Genomic DNA, 24,363 nt, shown 5'->3' with positions numbered 1-24,363 from the left:
GCTAGTCACATCATCATTAAATAGAGGAAACTCTTATGAACAAGTTTAGCATTGCCGTATTTGCAAGCCTTGCAACTTTAATTGGGGCAAGTTCAACTGCTTTTGCATCTGAACAAGAATGTCAAAAACTTAAAAATGACCATGATGTGATTTACGCATCAAAAGGCTTCTGTTTTAAAGATCCTGAAGCTAAAGCCCGTTTTGGTAATGACAACTGCTATACAACAAAGCCAAAGTTCTCTGAAAAAGAACAACAACGTCTTGACACAATCAAAGCACGTCAAAAAGAACTGAACTGTAAATAATCGTTCTGAAAATAGCATAGGCTGAATTTAAGGAATCATAATGGCTTACGATGATCAAAATATTTTTGCAAGAATTCTACGTGGTGAACTTCCTGCAATTAAAGTATATGAAGATGACCAAGTGCTTGCGTTTATGGACATCATGCCGCAAGCTGATGGTCACACTCTAGTGATTCCTAAGACGCCTGCAGTAACATTATTGGATTTACCTGCAGATGCAGCGGCTTATACTATTCAAATTGTGCAAAAAATTGCGAAAGCTATGCAGCAAGCTTTGGATGTAGATGGTATCGTGTTGATGCAATTGTCTGGTGCAAGTGCAGGTCAAACTGTCCCCCACGTGCATTTTCATTTAATTCCAACCTCAGTTCATCAACTTGGGAAACATGCTGCACAAATGGGCGACCAAGAAAAAATTAAAGCCCAAGCAAAAAAAATTAAAGCAGCGCTTTAAAAATTTCAAAAATGTCATACAAAATGAATGGAGCAGCTGCTCCATTTTTTCATCTCAAGCTTTAGCCCTGCATTTTTTCAAGCAGTTTATGACAATAGCATGTAAGTCTGCTTGCAATTAAGTTATTCATTTCATATATTTTTTTAAAATTTAAAACTCAGTCATTTAAAAAATGCGAATAAAAGTAAGTTTTTGATCTAATTTGTTCTTTTTAATAATTTAGAAATATTTCCTTAATATTACTGTCGCATTTGTAAGGAATACTTAGCACCAATAGAGAACAGCGGTAGATCAACCCTACTTCTGAACAATGTTTAGGACTAAAAAATAGTCTGTATTGGAGCTACACATGAAAAAAACGCTTTGCGCATTAGCAGTTGGGGCAACCTTCTTAACACCAGCATTAACTATGGCTGCTGATGTTAAAGTTTATGGTCGTGCACACGTATCTTTAGACTATCTTGATGATGGTGCAGACTACAACGAAGTTGGACTATCTTCAAACGCTTCTCGTTTAGGCTTCAAAGCTGAACAAAAATTAGAAAATGGCATGACTGTTTTTGGTCAAATCGAGCAAGAAATTAACTTTGCTAGCGGTTCTGCAAATGATGATTTAGAGTTTGCTACTCGTGATACTTTTGTAGGTTTAAAAGGTGACTTCGGTCAAGCGCGTGTAGGTCGTTTTGACAGCCCATTTAAAGCTGCACGTGGTCCAGTCAACTTCTTTGGTGACCAAGTTGGTGACATCCGTAACGTAACTCGTGCTGGTAACTTACGTTTTGATGAGCGTAATGCTAACTCAATTGAATATAAATCACCTAAATTTGGTGGCGGTTTTAATGTTCTAGCTGCACTTTCTTTACATGAAGGTAATAGTGCTGGTTATCCTTCTAAAGTAAGTAAAACCTCAACAAAAACAATCACTGTTGAAGATGTAAACGGTAATAAACAAGTTATTACAGTACCAGGCACTACAACAACAATTGCTGAAAAAGGTGACTCTAAAAAAGATAAAGCTTACGACTTAGCTTTAACTTATAAAGAAGGCAAAGTCGATTTTGCTGCTGCTTATGAGCACTACGAAGAAGATGCTGGTCGTGGTGAACGTGATGGTTTCCGTATTGCCGCTGCATACAAAATCACACCTGAGTTTAATTTAGGTGCGCTATATCAATATCTAACACATGATGATGATAAAGCAAACCCAGATGCACAAGTCTTTGGTGTGGCAGCTGACTATAAAGTTGCGCCGAAGACTTATGTACGTGGTCAAGTCTTCCAACGTGACGTTGACACCGATGATGCAAACTCTACACTTTTAGCAGTTGGTGTTGAACATCGTTTAGATAAGGCTGTACGTGTATATGCAAACCTTGCAACTATGCTAAATGATAAGAATTCGAACCTAGTACCATGGAAAGAAGCTCGTTCAAATAGCGTAAGTGGCGTAGATGATGAAAATGCTACTGCTCTTTCTTTAGGTTTCCGTTACGACTTCTAAGTCTAACCACACTTAAAACATAAAAAACACGCTTCGGCGTGTTTTTTTGTATGCTTAAAAAACCAAATAAAAAAAGCCAGCAAATGTGCTGGCTTTGTTTATTCAAGTCAGTTTTACCAAGCTGAATTTTTCAATATTAACGTTTTAAAAACCCAGACACTAAATTCATCACTTGCTGAATATCGTCATTGGCTTCTTGCTTATTGGTTTGCTCACCTTGTGGTGTCAATGAATCAATAATTTGCGGCAATACTGCAGAAATCGCATTATAAATATCTTGCTTTGGCGCCTGAGTCTGCTGCGCAACCTGCTCTACATCGGCATCATCAAATAAACTTTGTACTTGTTCAGCACCTACATGTGCATTTTCACCTGGCCCTGTAGACACCCAATCATCCACCTGACTGGTTAAGCCCTGTCCTTTCAGTTTATCCAAAGCACCTTGCAACCCACCCTGTTTTTGAATCCATGCCAACACCAAAGGCAAAACTGCAATCAATAAACTTTGTGTACCTGAAGCACCCGCAGCAGAACGCTGTTGTTGCCCACTCAACTGACCTAGTACAGAACCCAAAATACCACCCAAGCCGCCTTGTGCAGATTGTTGGTTATTGCCACCAAGTTGCCCCAAAACCGAGCCTAAAATACCGTCCAATCCTCCTTGAGATTGATTAGATTGCTGTTTCGCGCCCAATGCCTGCTTTGCTAAAATTTCAACAATATTACTTAAATTGGTCATTTTATTTTCCTCATAATGCCCTTATGAAAGCATACGAAGTTTTGACTGAATTTCGCGCTTGAAATTGTTAAATTTTGCAATATCCTAAATTTATGTTAAGCATTTAACATTATAGTGTTTTTTTAGTTTAATCCTGCACTTACCAACGGAATTTATCCCAATTTTCAGGATTTGCCCAAAACTTAGCGTTAAACCAATCAGGCACGTGCTTATAAGTCAAAATATTAAATTGCCATAAGCATAAATGATGTTCCTCAAAGCGATGTTCAATCAATTGCGTAAAACCAAGCGCTCTAAGCAATTGCTCATCTTCACGCGTAGCAACCACCACAATACGCTTTGCCAATAAGTCACGTAGCTTCACCAAAATTTGCGAGGTGTGTTGCGGCGTCTGCGAAGCAAAATCTGAAGCATCCAAAAATACAACTGCCAAATCAAAACGTTGGGTAAAAGGCAGATTTAAAAATGCCAATGCGCTAAAATACTGCCATTTGATAGTTGGCTGCTCATCAACCGCTTGATTGTTATGCTTCGGGCTTGCTTCAATATTTTGCCCTATACACAATGCAGTCGAAATTGGCTGTTGTTGAGACAAATCATCAATCAATGCTTGAATTAAACGCATTTCAGCCATCACTGCATTCCTTTATTTTTTGAGAGAGTATTCTTATGGAACTACAAGGCATTTGCCATAAAATGCACGCAGGTCTTAAGGACCATAGTGTAACTGATGAACAGGTACACAAGGCAAATGTTGAATATAAATTTATTCTAGACCGTTCAGAAATTGATCTGCCTTTTCAGCTTGGGCAAGAACTTGAACTGGAATGGACTAGCAATATTTATTGTATTTCTTGTGGCGTTAAAACGCCAAAATCCTATTCGCAAGGACATTGCTTTAAGTGTTTTAAAACTAAAGCATCTTGTGATATGTGCATTATGAAGCCTGAAACTTGTCACTATCATTTAGGTACCTGTCGTGAAGATAGTTTTGCTCAAGAAGTTTGCTTTCAACCGCACATCGTATATTTAGCCAATTCAAGTGCCTTAAAAGTGGGAATCACCCGTTTAGGTCAAATGCCAACACGTTGGTTAGATCAGGGTGCAACCCAAGCCTTGCCAATTATGAAAGTTGGTTCACGCCGTTTATCTGGGCAACTCGAAATCATGTTTGGTTCACAAGTGGCAGATAAAACGGACTGGCGTAAACTGCTTAAAGGTGAAGCAGCACCTTTGAACTTAATTGAAGTGCGCGAACAGCTCATTGAAGAGTTTGCACCTAAAATTCAAACTATTCGTGATGAATTTAGTCAAAACTTAGAATTCAATGAAACCGTTGAATTGTTAGATCAAGAGCCACCACGTGAGTTTGTCTATCCTGTAGTGCAATATCCTGAAAAGATCAAATCGCATAATTTGGATAAAACCCCAATTATTCGCGGTAAGTTACAAGGTATTAAAGGACAATATCTCATATTAGATACTGGCGTGATTAACATTCGCAAATACACAGGTTATGAATTAAAAATCCGCGCTGAATGAGCCACAAATATTCTTAGTCAACGCTTTCACAAGCACAAAAAAACCAGCAAATTTGCTGGTTTTTTTGTAGATGTTCAGCACTTATTTGATTTTCGCTTTCGATTTCAAATATTGCGTATAGTCATCCAACTCCTGCTGAGCACGCAATTGTTGATATAACTTTGCTAACTCTTTTAGTTGCTCCGCAGTTAATGCATTTGATGTGGTATCGTTTACATTTGAAACAGCAACCACAACCAGTTCATTCGGTAAAGATGCTGTAGTCACTGACCACATGCCTTGCTTAGGTGCAAGTACACTAAAAGCAGCACGTTCAATTTCGCGCTTTAACAAACCATCTGCACGGGTGAATGTGCCTGCATTTTCAAAACGGATTTGGTTTTTGGCCAAAACGGTCGCTGCAGGCTGAGTTTTAAAGGCATCCAATGTGGCTTGAATATCTTTTTTGGCTGCATCAAAGGCTTTTTTCTCAATCAATTTAGCTTTTACGCGTGGTGTTGCCTCTTCCAAAGTTTGCACACCTGCAGCATGGTAATTACGCACTTTAACCCATACCACATCACCATTCGCTAAAGTAATATTACTAGATGCGTTACGGTCGCCATTTTTCACATCATCATTAAACAATTTAACTTTGACAGTTGGCTGACTTAAAACAGGATGCTGTGACGCTAAAGTTAAACCAGTGATCGATTCGACTTTGGCTGTTTTCACTTCTTCCGCTACCACATCTAAAGCATCACTACTCACCACCAATTCATTTAAGCTGTTGATGGTATCGGTATACGCATTTTCAGTTTTGGTTTTTTGCAATTCCGCCGTTAAACGTGGTTTTTGAGTTTCAAACGCAGGCACCTGAACCGTAGCACCTTCTGTTTGAATTACGTGATAACCATATTGAGTTTTGATAGGCTGTGATACTTCTCCAGATTTTAAGCTACCCACGGCTTTATCAAAAGCATCACCAAATACACCTATTTCATAACCTGCAACCACACCACCTTTGGCTTTAGACTCAGGATCGTCCGAATACTTTTGCGCAGCTGCAGCAAATCTTGTACCTTGCTTAATTTCAGCAACCGCTTGCTCTGCAAGTTTTTTTGCTGCGGCATCATCACGTGCATCCGTGGTGATTAAAATATGTTTCACTGTAGGTACAGCAGCACCTTTTTGAGTTTCGACAAACTTTTGATACGCCTGTTGTAACTCTGCTTCAGTGACAGTCGCATTTGCAGGTGCAATATTCGCTGGAGTCACCACAATAAAATCGACATCAACACTGGCTACCTGTTTAAAGTCATTCGCATGCTGTTCGTAATAGGCTGCAATTTCTTGCGCATTTGTAGTGATATTTTTCTTGTAGTTATCTAACTTGATGCTAGATAAATGCAAAGTACGTTGCTGGGTTTGTAAGTTGGCAATTTGCTGAATATCAGATGGGCTAACTAAAGCATAATCGGTAAAGCTAGCACTGAGCATTTTTAACGCATGGTCTTGACGTAAACTTGCCACAAGCGCCTGATTGGTCATGCCTACAGATTGCAGATAGTTGGCATACAAGCTTTCAGAAAACTTGCCATCTTGTTGGAAATTCGGTTGTTGTGCAATCATTTGTTCAATTTGTGCATCGCTCAAAGAAATCCCTAATTTCTCTGCTTGTTGTAATAACAAGGTACGTGCAACCAAAGTATCTTTAGCTTTGTTTTGAATATAATTTAGATTCAATAGTGTTTCATCACCATTGGTATAAGCCAAGTATTGTTCTTTCAACGAATTGGTCAAATTATCTAGTTCTTGTTTTGAAATTTGCTGACCATTGACCGTTTGTACAGTGTCTTCAGACTGACCTCCACTAAAATATCCTTCAATACCTACAAGTGCTAAAGGGGTCAAGAATAAAACGAGCAAAACTTTGCCCAACCAACCCTTAATAACTTTACGAAAAGATTCCATAAGTATTCCAATATTTTATTTGCGGAAGATTTTAACTGAAAACCCTCAGCGAATGAATGCGTTGACGCCTTTTATTGACATTATTAATAAAAAACGCGCCAATTGGCGCGCTTTCTTGGCATTTTAAAAGATTATGCTACTGAATCTTTTAAACCTTTACCCGCTTTAAAGCTTGGTACTTTGCTTGCTTTAATTTCAAGTGTAGCACCTGTTTGTGGGTTACGACCTGTGCGAGCAGCACGCTCTTTCACATTAAATGTACCAAAACCAACGAGGGTTACAGTATCACCCGCTTTAAGCGCTTCAGTAATAGAAGCAATTGTTGCGTCTAAGGCCTTACCTGCATCAGTCTTAGACAACCCCCCTTTCTCTGCAATTGCATCGATTAATTCTGATTTATTCATGAAGATTACGTCCTCTTAATATCGTTTATTTAAGGTCCAGAGATTTAATTTAAATTACCGTAACGCCTTTATAGCAATGCTTTGAGGGTAAAAGCAATACTCCCTGTACGCTTTTATGCAAAATAAATGGTAAAAAACGATGGAGCATAAGATACTATTGACAATTAGTCTAAAACCCGCCTCTCATCCACATCTGCATGTTTCTAAATCTAGGCTAGACACGTTTACTTTTTGCAACATCTTCTTTTAATTGTTTATTTTCTTCAATCAAGGCATCAACTTTGGCATGTAATTGTAATACTAAATGCTCTAAATGTTGAAGATCTTTTGCTGTTACTAAGCCAATTCTATTTAAAGAATGATTTACACTATGGTCAATAAGACGCTCGACCTTATCTTTGGTGTCTATCACCGATTCCTTGGCTTTTTCTGAAACCTTTTCAACAGTTTGATCGGCTATTTCTGTAGTTTTGGATTCTAATTCCTCACCCACTTTGACCAGAGAGTCAAACAACTTATTGCCTTCTTCTTCTGCGCGTGAAAATGCACCTAAACCTGCCAGCCAAATTTGCTTGGTATATTTACGAAAATCGAGTGATGATTTACGTCCTGAGCGTAATTTATCTTTATTTTTCAATGTAGTTTCCGGTTCAACCAAATGCTCTTCCACGCTATCTGTCGTTTTTTCCATGAACCTCTCTCCTGCTTATTTTATGCGCACATAAATGAAATAAACCTACAAAATGCCTTCATAATAGCAAATTAAATACTTGATCGTTTTGCTAAACTGTTCTACAAAGCAAGATTATTCGCTGTGCTTCTTAAAAGATGTATTCACTACGAAGTGCAAACCAAGGAATTCAACTTTAAATTTAGGGACTTGATTTTATGAGTGATTCGCAACAAAGACAAAATAATCCACATTTGTTGCTGACCATGCTCATGATTGTGCTGGAAACAATTTTTAGCTTTATTCTGAAACATGATCGTGTGGTCGCTTTGCAGGCTAAAAAGTTTGTCGACCAGAAAATCACCATTAAAATTAATAGCTATATTCCTTATTTCGACATTTACGTCGAATTCAATCCAAACGGCATCTTATTTGACAGCAAAGCACCTGAACAAGCTGTCGATTTGGATGTGCGCACCACACTCATGGATTTATTCAAAATCTTTATTTTAGGTAATCGTCGCAGTATTAAACACATGCGTATAGATGGCGACATTACTCTTAAAGATGAGTTTCGTGATCTAATTTTGCATTTTAGTGCACCCAAAGTTTTGGCTGACTGGAAACAATGGCTAAAAGAAGCACCTCAAGAACAAGAAGTGATCGGTTCTAAAAAGCGCATTGCTCCACTTTTAGACAAAATTGATGAGCAACGCTCTAAGATCAACACCTTACAAGTTGAGCTTAAACAGCATAAAAACCGTATTCGTCGCATTGAACGCCGTCAAAAGCGCATTAACATCGCCTTTGGAGTAATAACAGTATTATTAATTACGTTATTAGTGTATAATTTATGGATCGTTTAAACGCATTAAAATATCAATAAAAACAGCGCAAATCCTCGCGCACGATATCATAATAAAATACTTGACTAATTTACTCGGGATTCTTACAATACCCATATCTAGTCTAATCATGTGTATCGAATCATGCGCTTAACAACTCGCGGTCGCTACGCAGTGACTGCTCTACTTGATTTAGCTTTGCAGCCAACTGAACAAACGATCACGCTTGCTGAAATTGCAGCCCGTCAAACTATTTCTGTTGCTTATCTTGAGCAGTTATTCGCAAAACTTAAGCGCCACGGCTTAGTGTCTAGTGTTCGCGGTGCTAACGGTGGTTACCATTTAGCACGTAGTGCAAATGAAATCACTGTGCTAGAAATCATTGAAGCCGTAAACGAAACTGTTGATGCAACCCGTTGCGACCATAAAGGCAACTGTCAAAATGGTGCAATGTGTTTGACTCACGACTTATGGCAGGAACTCTCCCATCATATTGCCGACTATCTCGCTAAAATCTCACTTGCTGATTTAGTTGCGCGTGACAACGTACAAACTGTTGCCATTCGCCAGAACACAGCACCGTTTGATTCAGCTCTGTTATCGGTTACAGGTATTTGACATGAAACGTCCAATTTATCTTGACTACGCAGCAACCACTCCTGTAGATCCTCAAGTTGCAGAACGCATGATGGAGTGCCTGACTTTTGATGGGACTTTCGGTAATGCCGCTTCTCGTTCGCACGCTTATGGCTGGCAAGCAGAAGAAAAAGTTGAATATGCACGTGAACAAGTTGCGAACTTGATCAAAGCAGACCCACGTGAAATCGTGTGGACTTCTGGTGCAACAGAATCAGATAACCTTGCACTAAAAGGCGTAGCGCAATTCTATGCGTCTAAAGGCAAACACATTATTACCTCTAAAATTGAACACAAAGCCATTTTAGATACCTGCCGTGAGCTTGAATCTGAAGGTTTTGAAATCACCTACTTAGAGCCACAACCACAAACAGGTTTAATTACCCCTGAAATGGTTGAAGCAGCAATTCGTCCAGACACCATTTTAGTATCATTGATGATGGTGAATAACGAAATTGGTACGATTACCGATGTCGCTGCAATTGGCGAAATTACCCGTGCTAAAAAAGTCTTCTTCCACGTCGATGCTGCGCAAGCTGCAGGTAAAGTAGAAATTGATTTATCTACCTTAAAAGTAGATTTAATGAGCTTCTCTGCTCACAAAATCTATGGCCCTAAAGGGATTGGTGCGCTATTTGTACGCCGTAGCCCACGTGTACGCTTAAAAGCACAAATGCACGGTGGTGGTCATGAGCGTGGCATGCGTTCGGGCACGCTTGCAACACACCAAATTGTAGGCATGGGCGAAGCATTTGAACTTGCAGGCAAAAACTTGGCTTCTGAACAAGCCCGTTTACGTGTATTGCGTGACAAACTTTGGAATGGCTTGAACACGATGGAACAAGTATTCCTAAATGGTCACCCAACGCTAAACGTTGCCAACTACTTAAACGTCAGCTTCAACTTTGTTGAAGGTGAATCTTTAATGATGTCTCTTAAAGATGCTGCAGTATCTTCAGGTTCTGCTTGTACTTCAGCAACCTTAGAACCATCTTATGTATTACGTGCATTAGGTCTTTCAGACGAACTTGCACACAGCTCAATTCGTTTCAGTTTTGGTAAATACACCACTGAAGAAGATATTGATCATGTCCTAACTGTGACTAAAGCAGCAGTCGAAAAGTTACGTGAACTTTCACCGCTTTGGGATATGTATAAAGAAGGGATTGACCTTTCTAAAGTAGAATGGACTGAACACTAATTCATCCCAAATCTAATGGCTTTGACAGGAAGCCATTAGATTGATAAAGGTAATTTCACCCCCATATTTATATTAAGGCTGACCCCGAGGTTTGGAGAAGCGACATGGCTTATAGCGATAAAGTAATTGATCATTACGAAAACCCTCGTAATGTTGGCGTTTTAGACAAAAATGCTGAAAACGTTGGTACAGGTATGGTGGGCGCACCTGCATGTGGCGATGTAATGCGTCTGCAAATTCAAGTCAATGACGAAGGCGTGATTGAAGAAGCACGTTTCAAAACTTATGGTTGTGGTTCTGCCATTGCTTCAAGTTCTTTGGTTACTGAGTGGCTTAAAGGTAAAACTTTAGATGAAGCACAAGCGATCAAGAACATTGATATTGCTACCGAACTTGCCCTTCCACCAGTGAAAGTACACTGCTCTGTATTGGCAGAAGATGCAATTAAAGCTGCTGTAGAAGACTATCGCAGCAAAAAGACCAAAGCTTAATTTGCTAAGTTTTGTGGAAAAACAAACGGAGTTTTCATGATCAATTTAACTGAAAATGCTGCAACTCATATCAGCAATTACTTAAAGAATCGCGGTAAGGGTCAAGGTATTCGCGTTGGTGTGAAAACTTCAGGCTGTTCTGGTTTGGCTTATGTACTCGAATTTGTAGATGAAGTCGATACGCACGACCAAATGTTTGAACAGTTTGGTGTTAAAGTTTTCGTTGATCCGAAAAGCCTAGTTTACCTAGATGGCATGGAAATGGACTATGTCAAAAATGGTTTAAACGAAGGTTTCGAGTTTAACAACCCCAATAAAAAAGGTGAATGTGGCTGCGGTGAATCGTTCACGGTATAACGCCACCTCCCTCTTTTTAGCTTAAAACAGTGTACAATACACTGTTTTAATTGCATTTATGCAGCCAATTTTGCACACTAATCGCGGATTCCATCTCCCATGAATCATTTTGAGTTGTTTAATCTTCCTGTTGCACTCGATATTGATTTCGCTACTTTAAAAGCTGAATTTTTAAAGCTACAGCAGCAATATCACCCCGACAAAGCCGAAGACAAAGATCAAGCCTTGATTAAATCTAGTAAAATTAATCAGGCGTTTAAACAACTCTCTGCGGTAGATAGTCGTGCTGCATATTTGCTCTCATTGAAAAAGCAAGATTATCATCTCGATCAATCCATCCATGATTTTGAATTTTTACAAGACGCCTTGGAAATTCGTGAGCAATTGGATGATGCTAGTTGTGCCGAAGACTTAAAGTCTTTAAAAATTGAAGTACAACAATGGGTTGATGGTTTAGTCCGTGAATTTAAAATTGACTATGCCGAAGAAGATTGGGCAGAAGCGCGTGACACTGTGCGTAAATTACGCTTTTTCATGAAAGTTATGGCTGACCTAGACAAAGCTGAAGATCGTTTTCTTGATGATGACAGTTTTGATTTAGACGATGATTTTTAATTTTAGTTTGTATTTTAATATTTAACGGGCAAAGGATTTTACATAATGGCGCTCTTGCAAATTGCAGAACCAGGTCAATCAAGTGCACCGCATGAACATCGCATTGCGATTGGCATTGACTTAGGCACCACTCATTCATTGGTTGCCACAGTTCTTTCTGGTAAAGCTAAAGTCTTGCATGATGAGCAAGGTCGCGTGCTACTGCCTTCTATCGTCCATTATGCAGCGCAAAATACACATTATGGCAATGCTGCTGTGCCATTTATCACTACAGATCCTAAAAACACCATTGTTTCAGTCAAGCGTTTTATGGGTCGTTCTAAAGCTGACATCAAATTTCAACATCCATATACGTTAGTGGGTGAAAACAATCAAATGCCTGCGTTTGAAACAGCTCAAGGACGTAAAACGCCTGTTGAAATTTCTGCAGAATTGCTTAAACAACTCAAAGACCGTGCAGAAGCCAGCTTACAAAACCCTGTAAATGGTGCCGTGATTACTGTACCTGCATATTTTGATGAAGCGCAACGTCAAGCTACACGTGATGCTGCCGAACTTGCAGGTTTAAACGTATTGCGCTTATTGAACGAACCAACTGCAGCTGCTGTAGCTTACGGTTTAGATCAAGACACCAACTTAGCACAAGACCGTAACTATGTGATTTACGACTTGGGCGGTGGTACTTTTGACGTTTCTATTTTACGTTTCTCTCAGGGTGTTTTTGAAGTTTTAGCTACAGGCGGTCACACTGCTTTAGGTGGTGACGACTTAGATCGTCTGATTGTAAAATGGGCAAAAAAACAGCTGAATATTGAAAGCTTGGATGATGCAGAATATGCTCACTTTATTGTGTCTGCACGTAAAGCCAAAGAAGCGCTCAGCAATGCAGAAAGTGTTGAATTAAAGCTTTTAGAACATACGCTGCAATTAGACCGCGCAAGCTTTGAAAGTATTATTCAGGTTGCTTTAGATAAAACCATTAGTGTGTGCAAACGCGTATTGCGCGATGCCAAACTTGACCTAGACGACATTCAAAATGTGGTTTTAGTCGGTGGTTCAACACGTTCTTATGCTGTACAAAAAGCTGTACGTGAAGTGTTTAATCAAGAACCATTATGCACGATTAACCCAGATGAAGTAGTTGCAATTGGTGCATCAATTACCGCCAATCAACTGATTGGTAACAGTAAAGATGGTTCATTACTCTTAGATGTTACCCCACTGTCTTTGGGTTTAGAAACCATGGGCGGTTTGGTGGAACGTTTAATTTCACGCAATACTGCAATTCCTGTGGCACGTCGCCAAGAATTTACCACATATCAAGATGGTCAAACTGCCATGCTCATTCATGTGGTACAAGGTGAGCGTGATCTGGTAGAACATTGCCGTAGCTTAGGTCGTTTTGTGCTGCATGGTATTCCACCAATGACTGCGGGTCAGGCACGCATCGAAGTTACCTTTCAAGTCGATGCAGATGGCTTACTTAGTGTTTCAGCCAAAGAAACCACCTCTGGTGTAACTGCGAATATCGATATCAAGCCATCTTATGGTTTATCTGAAGCAGATACCGAACGTTTGCTGCTAGATGGTTTCAAATATGCAGAAGAAGACAAGCTATTGCGTCATTTGCATGAGACCAAAGTTGAAGCACAACGTGAACTTGAAGCTTTACAACAAGCCTTAAAGGTGGATGCACAACTTTTAAGCTCAGAACAGTTGCAAGCTTTAAATACTGCCAAAGCGCAGTTAGAAGCCGAGTTGACTGGGCAAGACATTAAAGCCATTGAACATGCTGTTGAACAGCTTAAAATACACAGTGATGCTTTTGCTGCGCTTCGTATGAATCAACATATTGATGCAGCACTTAAAGGCACTAAACTCGATGACTGGTCAAACTCAAACTAATTTAAGGTAAAGATTATGCCACGTATTAAAGTACTTCCACATGCGCAATTCTGCCCAGAAGGTGCTGAGTTTGAAGTCGAACAAAATGCCAACTTATGCGAAAGCTTACTTGAAAATGGCATTAAAATTGAACATGCTTGTGATATGTCTTGTGCATGCACGACCTGTCACGTTGTGGTGCGTAAAGGCTTTGACAGCCTAGAAGAAATGGATGACGTGGAAGCCGACTTATTAGACCGTGCTTGGGGCTTAGAGCCTGATTCACGCTTATCTTGTCAGGTGAAAGTAGTCAATGAAGACTTGGAAGTTGAAATTCCAAAGTACACCATTAACCATGCTTCAGAAAATCATTAATCAGAAAAATGATGCTTAATCTAAAAAACTGCGTTACGGCGCAGTTTTTTTTGCACAACTTCATCTTTAAAAAGCTTAGGGATTTAAAAGTTAGTAAGCATCCGGCTAACACAGCCTTACCAAGCGATCCTATAAGCCTTAATTTAGTTCCCACCTAAAAACAAGTGGGGACTTAATCCATGAACATGGATATATATTCAGCAACACCTCCTGTTGCTAAAAAACGCAGAACATACAGCAAAGAATTCAAACTCAGTATTGTCAATGCCTGTAAAAATCCTAATACCTCGATCGCTTCGGTCGCACTGCAACATAGTATTAATGCCAACCTTGTCAGTCGTTGGATCAGGATCTTCAGGCATCATGAGGGTGCCGTGCAGGATCCTACTCATGTGAATCCAGCATTTATTGCTTTGCCTTACACTGCTGCAATCAGCCAACCTATTGATGAGAGGATCACGTTGTGTATCACCGTGCCTCATACGAATAATGATATTCAGCTAAAATGGCAGACATCAGAAATACCTGTCTTGGCAGAATTACTCAAGGCACTTGCAACATGATCCGCATTGATGAAATCTGGTTGTCTACTCAGCCCATGGACATGCGTGCAGGTATGGATACGACCATGGCTCAGGTGGTGAGAGCCTTTGGCTACATCAAACCGCATTGCGCCTACCTGTTCTGTAATAAACGTGGCCATCGTATGAAAGTGCTGGTACATGATGGACTGGGCATCTGGCTGTGTGCCAGGCGGCTGGAACAGGGAAAATTCCACTGGGCTCAAGTTCACCAAGGTGAAACCGTGGTCCTCAACCCGGAACAGTTACAGGCATTAATCCAGGGTTTGCCCTGGCAGCGCATTGGACGACAGCAAGTGGTAACAATGCTCTAAACCAAGCTCGGCTATTCTGCTATTCTCCAAACGTTCTATTTCATTCTCTTCATGACCTCAGGCATACTGCGGTCATGAATACGCTGCCTGACTTAAGCCAACTGACCCATGAACAACTGCTGGAATTTACCCGGCAGTTGGCGATGCAGCATCAGTCTCTAGCACAATCAAACCAGCAATTAGATGCCAGAGTTCAACATCTTGAAGTCACCAATCAGCAATTAGATTCTAAAGTTCAACATCTTTCTATTCTCAATCAAAAATACGAGCATGAACTGGCGCTGTTTAAAAAGCACAAATTCGCCCAAAAGAATGAACACTTAACGGCAAAACAAATCCATCTGTGGGATGAAGCGGTTGAAGAAGATATTGCCGCGGTTGATCTAGAACTGGAACGGCTAAATGCAGATAAAACCAATGCAGCGACACACAAAGCCAAAACCAATAAACCTAAACGTCGACCACTGCCAGATCATCTACACACCATCCGTATTGAGCATGAACCTGCATCAACCCAATGTGCTTGTGGATGCCAACTCCGGCGTATCGGCGAAGATGTCAGTGAAAAACTGCATTTCAGACCGGCACAGTTCTATAAGGAACAGCATGTGCGTGGTAAATGGGTCTGTGATCAGTGTGACACCCTGACTCAGCAAGCGATGCCCGCCTATGTGATTGATAAAGGCATTGCTTCACCTGAACTGCTCAGCCATGTTTTGGTATCGAAATATGCCGATCATTTGCCGCTGTACCGTCAACGTCTGATCTATCAGCGGGCGGGAATCGAACTTTCTAGATCAACTTTATCTGACTGGATAGGTCGCTGCGGTGTAGAACTGGAACCTCTGGCCAATGCCTTAAAAGAGGTGGTACTACAACAGCAGGTGCTGCATGCAGATGAAACACCGGTCACCATCATGCGGATGGGTGAGAATGATAAAAAACCGAAGAAAGGTTATGTCTGGGCCTATGCCACTACACAGTACAATCCAGTTCAGGCGGTGATCTATGACTTTCAGGATAGTCGTTCAGGCCAGCATGCTGCAGAGTTCTTGAAAGGCTGGCAGGGTTATCTAGTCTGTGATGATTACAGTGGTTATAAAGCACGCTTTAAATCAGGCCAGGTCATAGAGGTGGGCTGCATGGCCCATGCACGTCGTAAATTCCATGAACTGCATGTAACTGGGAAAAGTCAGGTCGCTGAACAGGCATTAGTGCTGATTCAGAAACTGTATGCCATAGAAGCAGAGCTCAGGAAAAAGACCGATGGTACAGCGGAAGACCGCCGCGAATACCGACAACAGCATAGTCAACCAGTGATGCAACAACTATATGAATGGCTCAACCAACATCATCTGACAGTGCCATCGAGTTCTCCCACCGCCAAGGCCATCAATTACACTCTGAAGCGTTGGCCAGCTTTAAGCCGCTATTTGGATGATGGCAATCTACCGATTTGCAATAATTGGGTAGAGAATCAAATGCGACCTTGGGCGTTGGGACGTAAGAACTGGCTGTTTGCTGGCTCGCTGCGCAGTGGTCAGCGAGCGGCAAACATCATGACGTTAATCCAGTCAGCAAAGCTGAATGGCTTGGATCCGTATGCCTATTTAAGTGATGTGCTGAAAAGGTTACCGACACACAAAGTGACCCAAATTGAAGAATTGCTACCACACCGCTGGAAACCTAAATCGAATTAAAAAATAGGTATGGGATTCAGCGGACGCTTACAAAAGTTAAAAGAGATCAGTGTGATAAGAAATTTTAGTGTTTTTCACGAATATGAGTTTTGGCAATTTCTTCAACAGGTGGATGTTCAATCACTTCATCTTCGAGATTGAGTTTTACAATCCCCTGTGAGTTGGTCAGTTTTTGCTGGGTTTGAATTCTTTTAATCATTTTTTCTAATACGTGAATCAGTTCAGGGTATTCAAAATTCTGTACTTCATCCAAATTTAGCAACAAATGGAAGCCTTTATATTCGTAGTCAAACCAACGCTGATAATCTGACTTGCTGGCCGCATATTTTTCCATCACTTGCCAAGTTTTTACAGGGCCTTGAATCCCCTTTAAAAAGATCGGTGCTTTTGGCGCACACAAATAATCATTTTTAATCAGTTTATAAGTATCATCTGAAAGTAAAATTTCATCGACTTCTGCAGCACTTTGTAAACGTGCGGCTAAGTTAGCATCACGTCCAACAATAGTATATGCCATACGATGTGCTGCACCGTAGTTCCCAACGTGGCAATATCCTGTACTGATACCCATACGAATATGTAAAGGTGGATAACCCATTTTGACCCAACGCTCGCGTAACAATTTCATTTGGTGACGCATTGCGATTGCCATGTCTACACAAGTTTTAGCATCTTGCTCAACGCCTTGCGAATTTGGATCGCCAAAGAAAATCAGAATCGCATCACCCATGAATTTATCTACCGTCGCTTCATATTGTTTGGCAATTTCGGTCATGTGGCTTAAATAATCATTGAGTAAGAATGCTAAATCATCTGGAATCAGTGTTTCAGAAAGCTCAGTAAAGCCTTGAATATCTGAAAAGAAAATTGTCAATTTTTTTCGTTTATATTCGATTTTCGCTTCCGACTCACCCTTCATAATGGATTGCCATAACTGTAAAGGTGCATAGCGACTCAGTTGATTGGCAAATTCTATATATCGATTCATTTGCTTATAGTAATGATCTTTTTTTGCCATAGTATAGCGAATACGACGCGCTTGATACGCACTGCCCATTCCAAAATAAAAAATCATACATAAAAAAGCTAAAATCGTAAGCTCACTACTGCTTTGTTGAAAATATTCGTTAAAACCAAAAATAAAAATATTACAAAAATAAAAAACTGTGACTGCCAATAAGGAAGCGAATGCCACCCAATAAGAAGAAACTTTAATATAAATCGCGGTATATAACAGGGCCAATAAAGCGGCAAAAGTAAGTACCAAATTCAGTTGTACCGCAGACAGGCATGCCGCAACCACTACAGTATCAATAATAAACAGGATATTACGCTTAACTTGACGACTATATTTATATTGCAGCCAACGGGAAAATTTAGGAATAATCAGTAATAAAAAAGTGAGAAAAAATGGAAGATAAATTTGATAATTGGTATCGGCGTTGGTGTAGTGATAAACTACCATCAACAAGGATAAACTTGCATACCCGACTAAACGATGCAGAAATTCGAATTGTTGAGGATCTCTTTTCATCCAATTGTACATGAATAACGCGGCCTAATTCGATTTTGGATTAAAAAGCCACGCATGCTGCGTGGCAATTAATTCAATTAATCCATTCGCCAGTCAAATGGCATATCGCCTTGGCCACGCAGAGCAAGCATTAAGGTTTGACGCATGTGAGCCAAAACTTCATTGCTATACGGTACAGCTGGGGTACCCCAAACAGGTTTAGGCCAAGCTACATCATTTTGATAACGCACGACGTGATGAAAATGCAATTGTGGAACCATATTACCTAAAGCCGCCACATTCATTTTATCGGCACGAAATACACGTGATAATTGGCTAGATAGCCAGCTGGATTCACGTAAAAATTGTTCTTGGTCTGCCTGACTTAATTCGTATAGTTCTGTAACCCCTGGCACACGTGGAATTAGAATTAACCAAGGGAATTGCATATCATTCATTAAACGACATGTTGACAGAGGAAAGTCGCCTACAAAAAAAGTATCTTGAGCAAGTTGTGGGTGCAAACTAAACATATCTTTATAAATGACGCAAATTGTAATGATGAGTAATACTATCACATCCCCAGTACACTGAGTATCATTCCCATCATGTTTCCATGTAAATAAAGTGCAATTTTAACCAAATTCATCATAAATAATTTTCATCATATAATCAGAGGTTTCTTAGAAATTTTTCATAATTTACTCATGTGATATTTCGGTCAATTTGTATTTAAACTCAGCTGTGCAACGTTTTTAGCAAGCTGTTTAATAGATCGGCGATAAATTGAATCCGCTTTTCAGCATCTTGCAACATCACCATCACTTTTAAACGCTGCCCACCATCCATACGGAAATAGGTCGGATGTTTTTGCATCATTTGAATGATGCTCATGGCTTGCACAGGCGTATCGGGTGAAAATTCGATATGACCACCATTTGTGCCAATATCAATTTTAGTGATTCCCAACTGCTCTGCTTTTAAACGCAGTTGATGCACAGCAAACAATTGTTTCACAGCTTGTGGCGGAATACCAAAACGGTCAATCAATTCCATACGGATATGATCAAGCTTTTCTTGAGTATCAGTATTACTAATGCGTTTGTAGAACAATAAGCGCTGATGCACATCGCCCAAATAATCATCTGGAATCAAAGCAGGCATATGTAGGTTGATTTCTGCAGTTAAAGACAATGGCGCATCGAAGTTAGGGGTTTTACCCTTTTGAATGGCTTTGGTGGCTTTTTCTAGCATTTCCATATACAAGCTATAACCAATGGCTTGCATTGACCCACTTTGTTGCTCACCAAGTAATTCTCCCGCACCACGAATTTCCAAGTCTTCGGTTGCTAACATAAAACCAGCCCCTAAAGTTGAGGCACGCTGAATGGCATCCAAGCGTTTTTCAGCATCACCTTTTAAGCCTTTAATAGATGGTACAAGCAAATACGCATAAGCTTGGTGATGTGAGCGCCCGACACGACCACGTAGTTGGTGCAACTGCGCCAATCCGAGTTTATCTGCACGTTCAATTAAAATGGTATTGGCATTTGGGACGTCAATTCCTGTTTCAATAATGGTCGAGCAAACCAAGACATTGTATTCTTTATGATAAAACTGCTGCATGACTTGCTCTAATTCGCGTTCTCGCATTTGCCCATGTGCGACTGCAACGCGCGCTTCTGGCACCAATTCACGAATGGTTTCAGCGCTGCGCTCAATGGTTTCCACTTCATTGTGAAGGAAATACACCTGACCACCACGTAACAATTCACGTAGAATGGCTTCTTTCACAGTATCGCCAGTATGTTCCTGCACAAAAGTTTTCACCGCTAAACGGCGTGCAGGCGGTGTGGCAATAATGGATAAATCGCGCATACCACTAAATGCCATATTTAAGGTACGTGGAATTGGCGTTGCGGTTAAAGTCAGCATATCAACATCGGCACGCAACGCTTTAATACGTTCTTTGTCACGTACACCAAAACGATGTTCTTCATCGACAATCATCAAGCCTAATTGCTTGAACTGAATATTTTCTTGTAGAATTTTGTGCGTCCCAATCACAATATCGACTTTGCCGTCTGCTAAATCTTCAATGGTTTTCTGATGAGATTTGTTTGAACCAAAACGCGACAAGACTTCAATACGCACAGGCCAATCGGCAAAACGGTCTTTAAAGGATTCATAATGCTGTTGTGCCAACAATGTGGTTGGAACCAATACAGCAACTTGTTTATTGTTCTGTACCGCGACAAATGCAGCCCGCATGGCAACTTCAGTTTTACCAAAACCGACATCACCACAGACCAAACGATCCATTGGTTTTGCCAATTGCATATCATGTAAGGTCGCTTCAATTGCATTGGCTTGATCTAAGGTTTCTTCATAAGCAAAGCCACTGGCAAATTGCATATAAAGACTATGATCCAATTCGAAAGCGAAACCTGGTTTAGATTGACGGCGTGCTTGAATATGCAGTAATTCTGCTGCGACATCATGAATTTGTTCCAAAGCTTTGCGTTTGGCTTTATTCCACGCATCTGTGCCTAATTTATGCAAAGGCGCAAGGTCTGGGTCACCTCCGCTATAACGACTAATTAAATGCAAATTGGTAACAGGCACATACACTTTTGCAGCATCGGTATAATCGAGTTGTAAAAACTCATGTTCTTGCTCATCAATGCTTAAAGTAATTAAACCTGCATAACGACCAACACCATAATCAATATGTACCACAGGTGCGCCTATGCTTAACTCGGTCAAACTACGAATTAAAAACTCTTCTGAAACTTCCTGCTGACGTTTACGACGGCGCTGCACCACGCGATGTTCATACAGCTGATTTTCTGAGATTACACTCAATTGGTCTTGAATGACCAAGCCGCGGTCTAAAGGTGCATGGGTAATCGCAATAGCTTGTAAAGACTGCTGAAAGGCCTCAAAACTCTCAACTTGTGGAATTTCACCTAAAGCTGCACGTAATGCATCTTTTAATGTTTCACGGCGGCCTGCACTTTCTGCCACCAATAAAACAGGATGATTGGCGGCATCAATATATTGCTTAACGGCATGAAAGGGTTGCTCTTGTTTTGGATCAACCGCTAAACGTGGTGGTGCAAGCGTGCTTAAGTTCACCACACCTGCTTTTTGCTCAAAAGCTTCGGGGGATGCAATCACACGTCCAAATTGATTCAGTTGTTCTAATAATTGATTCGGTTGTAGAAATAATTGTTCAGGCGGTAAAATTGGTTGGTCGATGTTATGACGTCTGTCCTCATAACGATACAGCACATCTTTCCAAAATTGAGTTAAACCGTCATCGATCGCCTTATCTGTAATGACAATGCAATGCTTTGGTAAGTATGAAAATAGTGTATTTTGGCCTTCAAGCTGAGCCTGAGTGAAAAATAAGGGAGAATAAAACTCTAAACCAGGCGATGCAATGCCTTCTAGCACATCCTGATATACAGGGTTTTTCTTCGGATTTGCTGTTGGGAAACTTTCTGCATAGCGGTCACGGAAAATCGCACGACCTTCTTTTAAAGGAAATTCTTTGGCAGGTAAAACCGTAAAATTCTGCAAGCTTTCAGTGGTTCGCTGCGTTTCTGGATCAAAAAACTTTAAGGTTTCAACTTCATCATCAAATAAATCAATACGGATGGGTGCTTCTTGTCCCGAAGCATAAATATCCATAATACTGCCACGCACAGCGAACTCGCCATGATCATAGACAGTATCGACCAGATGATAGCCTGCTTGTACTAAACGCTGTTTTTGTTGTTCCAAAGCAAACTTTTGCCCAACACGAATATCAAAATGCTCACCCAACACCCATGAGGTTGGTGCAACACGTTGCGCTAAAGTGGTCGCCGACACCAATAACACGCCTTGCTGTGGCATATTGGATAAAATCGCCAGACGCTCCGACACAATGTCTTGATGTGGTGATAAGCGGTCATAAGGCAAAATTTCCCAATCGGGGAAAATGGTCGGTTTTACCCCGTAAAATTCTAATTCACTTTCCAACTGCGCCAAATGTTGTTGATTGCGCGCAACAATCACAAATAAATGCGGGTTCTGCTGACCAATTTCTTTAAATAATAATGCTGCGGCAGAACCATGTAGATTACCAATCCAGCGTTTTTCGCCAGCTTTCAGTTGAGCTAAATTGAGTTGGGAAATTTCGTGTTGGAACATGTATATAGCTTTAGGGTCTTAACAACATGGGACTTATACTAGCACGATGAATTGACGGTTTTGCGTAATTTTTTCATCCTGAATTGCATCGTTTTAATTGCAACATTTTATAAAACAGCGTGCTTTAAAGTTTGATACACGCTCCGCTTTACTTTTGATCTCGTAAAAACTGTCGATAATAATCATTCAATTTTTTTACAATCGCTTTAAATTCCTGTAGGTTTTCTTCGGTATTGCCAAGCAATGTATTAAAACGCTGTTGCGCAATTTCAAGATCAATTTTTTCATTGATAATCATGGCAGTAGAATAAAATTGCGCTAAATCATCAAACTTTTGCATACGTCGGTTGGATAAATAATTTAAACGCGCTGCTAAAACATTGTTAAGCACAATACCATCGACAATATAGCCTTGTTCTGCATCCCATTGAATTTTATGTGCTTCTAAATAGGCAATTTCTTCGAGATTGGCTTTATTTTTAAACAACCCTGTAAGTTTGCTGAACATTTTGAACCTATAAATTGGCGAAATCAAAGTGAATGCTGCAGAGTTTAAATGCTTCACTAAAATAGATGCAACTGATCAGGGTGATTTATGCTCCCCTGATGTTATAAGTCAGTGTTTCAACCCCACTTTGCTTAGGCTATTTATAATGATGCATATTTTGCATCCTGCCAAATGCAAAAAAGCATCTTGAAGATGCTTTTATAACAATCAAAAAATGACTTAAAGCTTATTTGCCATAAGTTTGCTGTAAATACTTCACAATCTTGGCCGATTCAAAAAGCTGAGTCTGGGTATTTGGATCGATTAAAAATGGGACTTGAATATTATCACCCATAACTTTTAATACCTGCTCACGCTTACCACCTGCCAGTGGCACATATTTACCCGGTTTTAAACGCAATTTTGCCAAGCCTTGATCTTGCCAACGCTCTTTGGCTACATTATGAAATTTGAATGGCAACTCCAGTTCAGTCAATACACCACGTACTACACGTGTATAAGGACTTCCCTCAAAACCCCACAGTTCAATCAGTTGTTCAGGTGCAGCGCGCTCTACAATTTGCTGATTAATCCACACACCACGTGCACCATTCAATAATGTGCCCGCAAGCGCCACATAAGGAATTTTAGGAAAATGCGCATATTTTTTTGGCGTTTTTCCACTTTTACCATAATGTTTGAATAAATGATGAATGATCTGCTGTGATTCATAGAGGTGATCACCTGTATTTTCATCAATTAAAAATGGAAACTGAGTTTTACCGCCGAGTAGTTTCACTAAAGGACGATATTTTGTGCCGCCTTTGGGACATGGATAAACTTCATAATCCAAATTTAACAAGGTCATGACTTCACGTACACGACGGCAAAATGGTGAACCTTCAAACTCATATAACTTTAAGGCTTTTTCGGGTTGCTTGGGAAACGCAGTCCCATTCACGCCACGCCCACCCTCGGTAAGCATAGATGCGATTGCCTGAATGACTTTAATTTGATGATGCACCATTTTGTTTTCCTTTTGATGTGCTTAGCAATTTGATGACTGCGCCATCAAACCGCTTATAAATCGACCAGCTTTTCCTTTGCTACAATAATACCGTTGTTGTCGGCATAGACATAATCGCCAGAATTAAAAGTGACTTGTCCGAAATGCAAACTCACATCTACTTCACCCACGCCTTTGCGGTTACTTTTTTGTGGAATTGAAGCCAAAGCATGTACGCCTAAATCAAGTGCTGCAATTGCATCGACATCGCGCACACAACCGTAAATAATCACGCCATTCCAGTGATTTTTCACTGCAGATTCAGCAATCAAGTCTCCCATCAAGGCACAGCGCATAGATGCCCCACCATCTACTACCAAAACCTTGCCCGTACCATCGGTTGCCAATAACTCTTTTACACGCGAGTTATCTTCAAAGCACTTTACAGTCACAATTTGACCACCAAAAGTTTTACGTGCACCGTAACTTTTGAAAAATTTACCATCCAAAGATGGAATCACCACTTGAAGGTCATGTTTTGGATGGTCATCTAATAAGTCACAAGTTACGAATGGTACTGTAGACACGTT

General features: G+C 40.4%; 26 protein-coding genes. 15 read left to right on the top strand and 11 right to left on the bottom strand.

Annotated features, from left to right (window positions below; genetic code table 11):
- Positions 1-35: 35 nt before the first annotated feature.
- The 3 genes from K1T76_RS06495 to K1T76_RS06485 all read left to right on the top strand — a co-directional run bounded on the left by K1T76_RS06495 (position 36) and on the right by K1T76_RS06485 (position 2,260).
- Entirely contained in the window at positions 36-305 is a 270-nt protein-coding gene (locus K1T76_RS06495) for a YARHG domain-containing protein (protein WP_070154496.1), read from the top strand.
- A 40-nt stretch (positions 306-345) separates the two neighbouring features.
- On the top strand, positions 346-759 hold the full coding sequence (locus tag K1T76_RS06490) for an HIT family protein (RefSeq protein WP_230244766.1): 414 nt from the start codon (positions 346-348) through the stop codon (positions 757-759).
- A 349-nt stretch (positions 760-1,108) separates the two neighbouring features.
- On the top strand, positions 1,109-2,260 hold the full coding sequence (locus K1T76_RS06485) for a porin (protein ID WP_230244764.1): 1,152 nt from the start codon (positions 1,109-1,111) through the stop codon (positions 2,258-2,260).
- A gap of 136 nt (positions 2,261-2,396) precedes the next feature.
- Here K1T76_RS06485 and K1T76_RS06480 read toward each other — a convergent pair whose 3' ends face one another.
- Positions 2,397-2,999 carry a YidB family protein gene (locus K1T76_RS06480; RefSeq protein ID WP_230244762.1) on the bottom strand — a complete coding sequence of 201 codons (603 nt, stop codon included), beginning with the start codon at positions 2,997-2,999 and terminating at the stop codon, positions 2,397-2,399.
- 139 nt (positions 3,000-3,138) lie between these two features.
- Complete coding sequence (locus tag K1T76_RS06475; protein WP_230244760.1) at positions 3,139-3,633, bottom strand: DUF6231 family protein; 495 nt, start codon at positions 3,631-3,633, stop codon at positions 3,139-3,141.
- 35 nt (positions 3,634-3,668) lie between these two features.
- Here K1T76_RS06475 and K1T76_RS06470 point away from each other — a divergent pair, with 35 nt between their 5' ends.
- On the top strand, positions 3,669-4,541 hold the full coding sequence (locus K1T76_RS06470) for a DUF2797 domain-containing protein (RefSeq protein ID WP_230244758.1): 873 nt from the start codon (positions 3,669-3,671) through the stop codon (positions 4,539-4,541).
- Between the two features lie 81 nt (positions 4,542-4,622).
- On the opposite strand, the gene K1T76_RS06465 is transcribed toward K1T76_RS06470, so the two are convergent.
- From K1T76_RS06465 to K1T76_RS06455, 3 genes are all read right to left on the bottom strand, one after another.
- Positions 4,623-6,494, bottom strand: coding sequence for a SurA N-terminal domain-containing protein (locus K1T76_RS06465; RefSeq protein WP_230244756.1), 1,872 nt, complete (start codon positions 6,492-6,494; stop codon positions 4,623-4,625).
- 131 nt (positions 6,495-6,625) lie between these two features.
- Positions 6,626-6,898 (bottom strand): HU family DNA-binding protein, encoded by a 273-nt coding sequence (locus K1T76_RS06460; protein WP_004976639.1) that lies wholly within the window; start codon positions 6,896-6,898, stop codon positions 6,626-6,628.
- A 214-nt stretch (positions 6,899-7,112) separates the two neighbouring features.
- Positions 7,113-7,589, bottom strand: coding sequence for a phasin family protein (locus tag K1T76_RS06455; RefSeq protein ID WP_230244754.1), 477 nt, complete (start codon positions 7,587-7,589; stop codon positions 7,113-7,115).
- A gap of 197 nt (positions 7,590-7,786) precedes the next feature.
- Between K1T76_RS06455 and K1T76_RS06450 the strand changes: the two genes are divergently transcribed.
- From K1T76_RS06450 to tnpC, 11 genes are all read left to right on the top strand, one after another.
- The gene (locus tag K1T76_RS06450; RefSeq protein WP_230244753.1) at positions 7,787-8,434 is read left to right on the top strand and encodes a hypothetical protein; all 648 of its coding nucleotides are present in this window, start codon (positions 7,787-7,789) and stop codon (positions 8,432-8,434) included.
- A 123-nt stretch (positions 8,435-8,557) separates the two neighbouring features.
- The gene (locus tag K1T76_RS06445; protein ID WP_004976645.1) at positions 8,558-9,031 is read left to right on the top strand and encodes an Rrf2 family transcriptional regulator; all 474 of its coding nucleotides are present in this window, start codon (positions 8,558-8,560) and stop codon (positions 9,029-9,031) included.
- A gap of 1 nt (position 9,032) precedes the next feature.
- Positions 9,033-10,250: an IscS subfamily cysteine desulfurase gene (locus K1T76_RS06440; RefSeq protein ID WP_207973565.1), complete on the top strand. Its 1,218-nt coding sequence runs from the start codon at positions 9,033-9,035 to the stop codon at positions 10,248-10,250.
- A gap of 104 nt (positions 10,251-10,354) precedes the next feature.
- Positions 10,355-10,741, top strand: coding sequence for a Fe-S cluster assembly scaffold IscU (iscU, locus tag K1T76_RS06435; protein WP_004976649.1), 387 nt, complete (start codon positions 10,355-10,357; stop codon positions 10,739-10,741).
- A gap of 36 nt (positions 10,742-10,777) precedes the next feature.
- On the top strand, positions 10,778-11,098 hold the full coding sequence (gene iscA / locus K1T76_RS06430; RefSeq protein WP_004976650.1) for an iron-sulfur cluster assembly protein IscA: 321 nt from the start codon (positions 10,778-10,780) through the stop codon (positions 11,096-11,098).
- 99 nt (positions 11,099-11,197) lie between these two features.
- The gene (hscB, locus tag K1T76_RS06425; RefSeq protein ID WP_230244751.1) at positions 11,198-11,713 is read left to right on the top strand and encodes a Fe-S protein assembly co-chaperone HscB; all 516 of its coding nucleotides are present in this window, start codon (positions 11,198-11,200) and stop codon (positions 11,711-11,713) included.
- Positions 11,714-11,758: 45 nt separating this feature from the next.
- The gene (gene hscA, locus K1T76_RS06420; RefSeq protein ID WP_230244748.1) at positions 11,759-13,618 is read left to right on the top strand and encodes a Fe-S protein assembly chaperone HscA; all 1,860 of its coding nucleotides are present in this window, start codon (positions 11,759-11,761) and stop codon (positions 13,616-13,618) included.
- 15 nt (positions 13,619-13,633) lie between these two features.
- Positions 13,634-13,972, top strand: a complete 339-nt coding sequence (gene fdx / locus K1T76_RS06415) for an ISC system 2Fe-2S type ferredoxin (protein WP_004976656.1) — start codon at positions 13,634-13,636, stop codon at positions 13,970-13,972.
- Between the two features lie 179 nt (positions 13,973-14,151).
- Entirely contained in the window at positions 14,152-14,535 is a 384-nt protein-coding gene (locus tag K1T76_RS06410; RefSeq protein WP_130122116.1) for a transposase, read from the top strand.
- Positions 14,532-14,867 carry an IS66 family insertion sequence element accessory protein TnpB gene (tnpB, locus tag K1T76_RS06405; RefSeq protein WP_165382150.1) on the top strand — a complete coding sequence of 112 codons (336 nt, stop codon included), beginning with the start codon at positions 14,532-14,534 and terminating at the stop codon, positions 14,865-14,867. The genes K1T76_RS06410 and tnpB overlap by 4 nt, the downstream gene beginning before the upstream one ends.
- A 74-nt stretch (positions 14,868-14,941) precedes the next feature.
- A complete protein-coding gene (tnpC, locus tag K1T76_RS06400) occupies positions 14,942-16,567 on the top strand; it encodes an IS66 family transposase (RefSeq protein ID WP_230243835.1) in 1,626 nt (541 codons plus the stop codon).
- A 64-nt stretch (positions 16,568-16,631) separates the two neighbouring features.
- On the opposite strand, the gene K1T76_RS06395 is transcribed toward tnpC, so the two are convergent.
- From K1T76_RS06395 to rraA, 6 genes are all read right to left on the bottom strand, one after another.
- Positions 16,632-18,113: an adenylate/guanylate cyclase domain-containing protein gene (locus K1T76_RS06395; RefSeq protein WP_230244747.1), complete on the bottom strand. Its 1,482-nt coding sequence runs from the start codon at positions 18,111-18,113 to the stop codon at positions 16,632-16,634.
- A gap of 65 nt (positions 18,114-18,178) precedes the next feature.
- The gene (locus K1T76_RS06390; protein ID WP_004976660.1) at positions 18,179-18,613 is read right to left on the bottom strand and encodes an HIT domain-containing protein; all 435 of its coding nucleotides are present in this window, start codon (positions 18,611-18,613) and stop codon (positions 18,179-18,181) included.
- Between the two features lie 205 nt (positions 18,614-18,818).
- A complete protein-coding gene (mfd, locus tag K1T76_RS06385; protein ID WP_230244745.1) occupies positions 18,819-22,280 on the bottom strand; it encodes a transcription-repair coupling factor in 3,462 nt (1,153 codons plus the stop codon).
- Between the two features lie 148 nt (positions 22,281-22,428).
- A complete protein-coding gene (locus K1T76_RS06380) occupies positions 22,429-22,788 on the bottom strand; it encodes a hypothetical protein (RefSeq protein ID WP_230244743.1) in 360 nt (119 codons plus the stop codon).
- Between the two features lie 226 nt (positions 22,789-23,014).
- On the bottom strand, positions 23,015-23,794 hold the full coding sequence (locus K1T76_RS06375; RefSeq protein ID WP_230244742.1) for a glutathione S-transferase N-terminal domain-containing protein: 780 nt from the start codon (positions 23,792-23,794) through the stop codon (positions 23,015-23,017).
- Between the two features lie 53 nt (positions 23,795-23,847).
- Positions 23,848-24,360 (bottom strand): ribonuclease E activity regulator RraA, encoded by a 513-nt coding sequence (gene rraA, locus K1T76_RS06370; RefSeq protein ID WP_019836481.1) that lies wholly within the window; start codon positions 24,358-24,360, stop codon positions 23,848-23,850.
- Positions 24,361-24,363: the final 3 nt, after the last annotated feature.

Source organism: Acinetobacter sp. PW68 (assembly GCF_020982655.1).
Taxonomy (GTDB): Bacteria; Pseudomonadota; Gammaproteobacteria; order Pseudomonadales; family Moraxellaceae; genus Acinetobacter; species Acinetobacter towneri_A.
The sequence above is the reverse complement of the archived record's forward strand: the minus strand, read 5'-3'. Positions and strand labels throughout refer to the sequence as shown.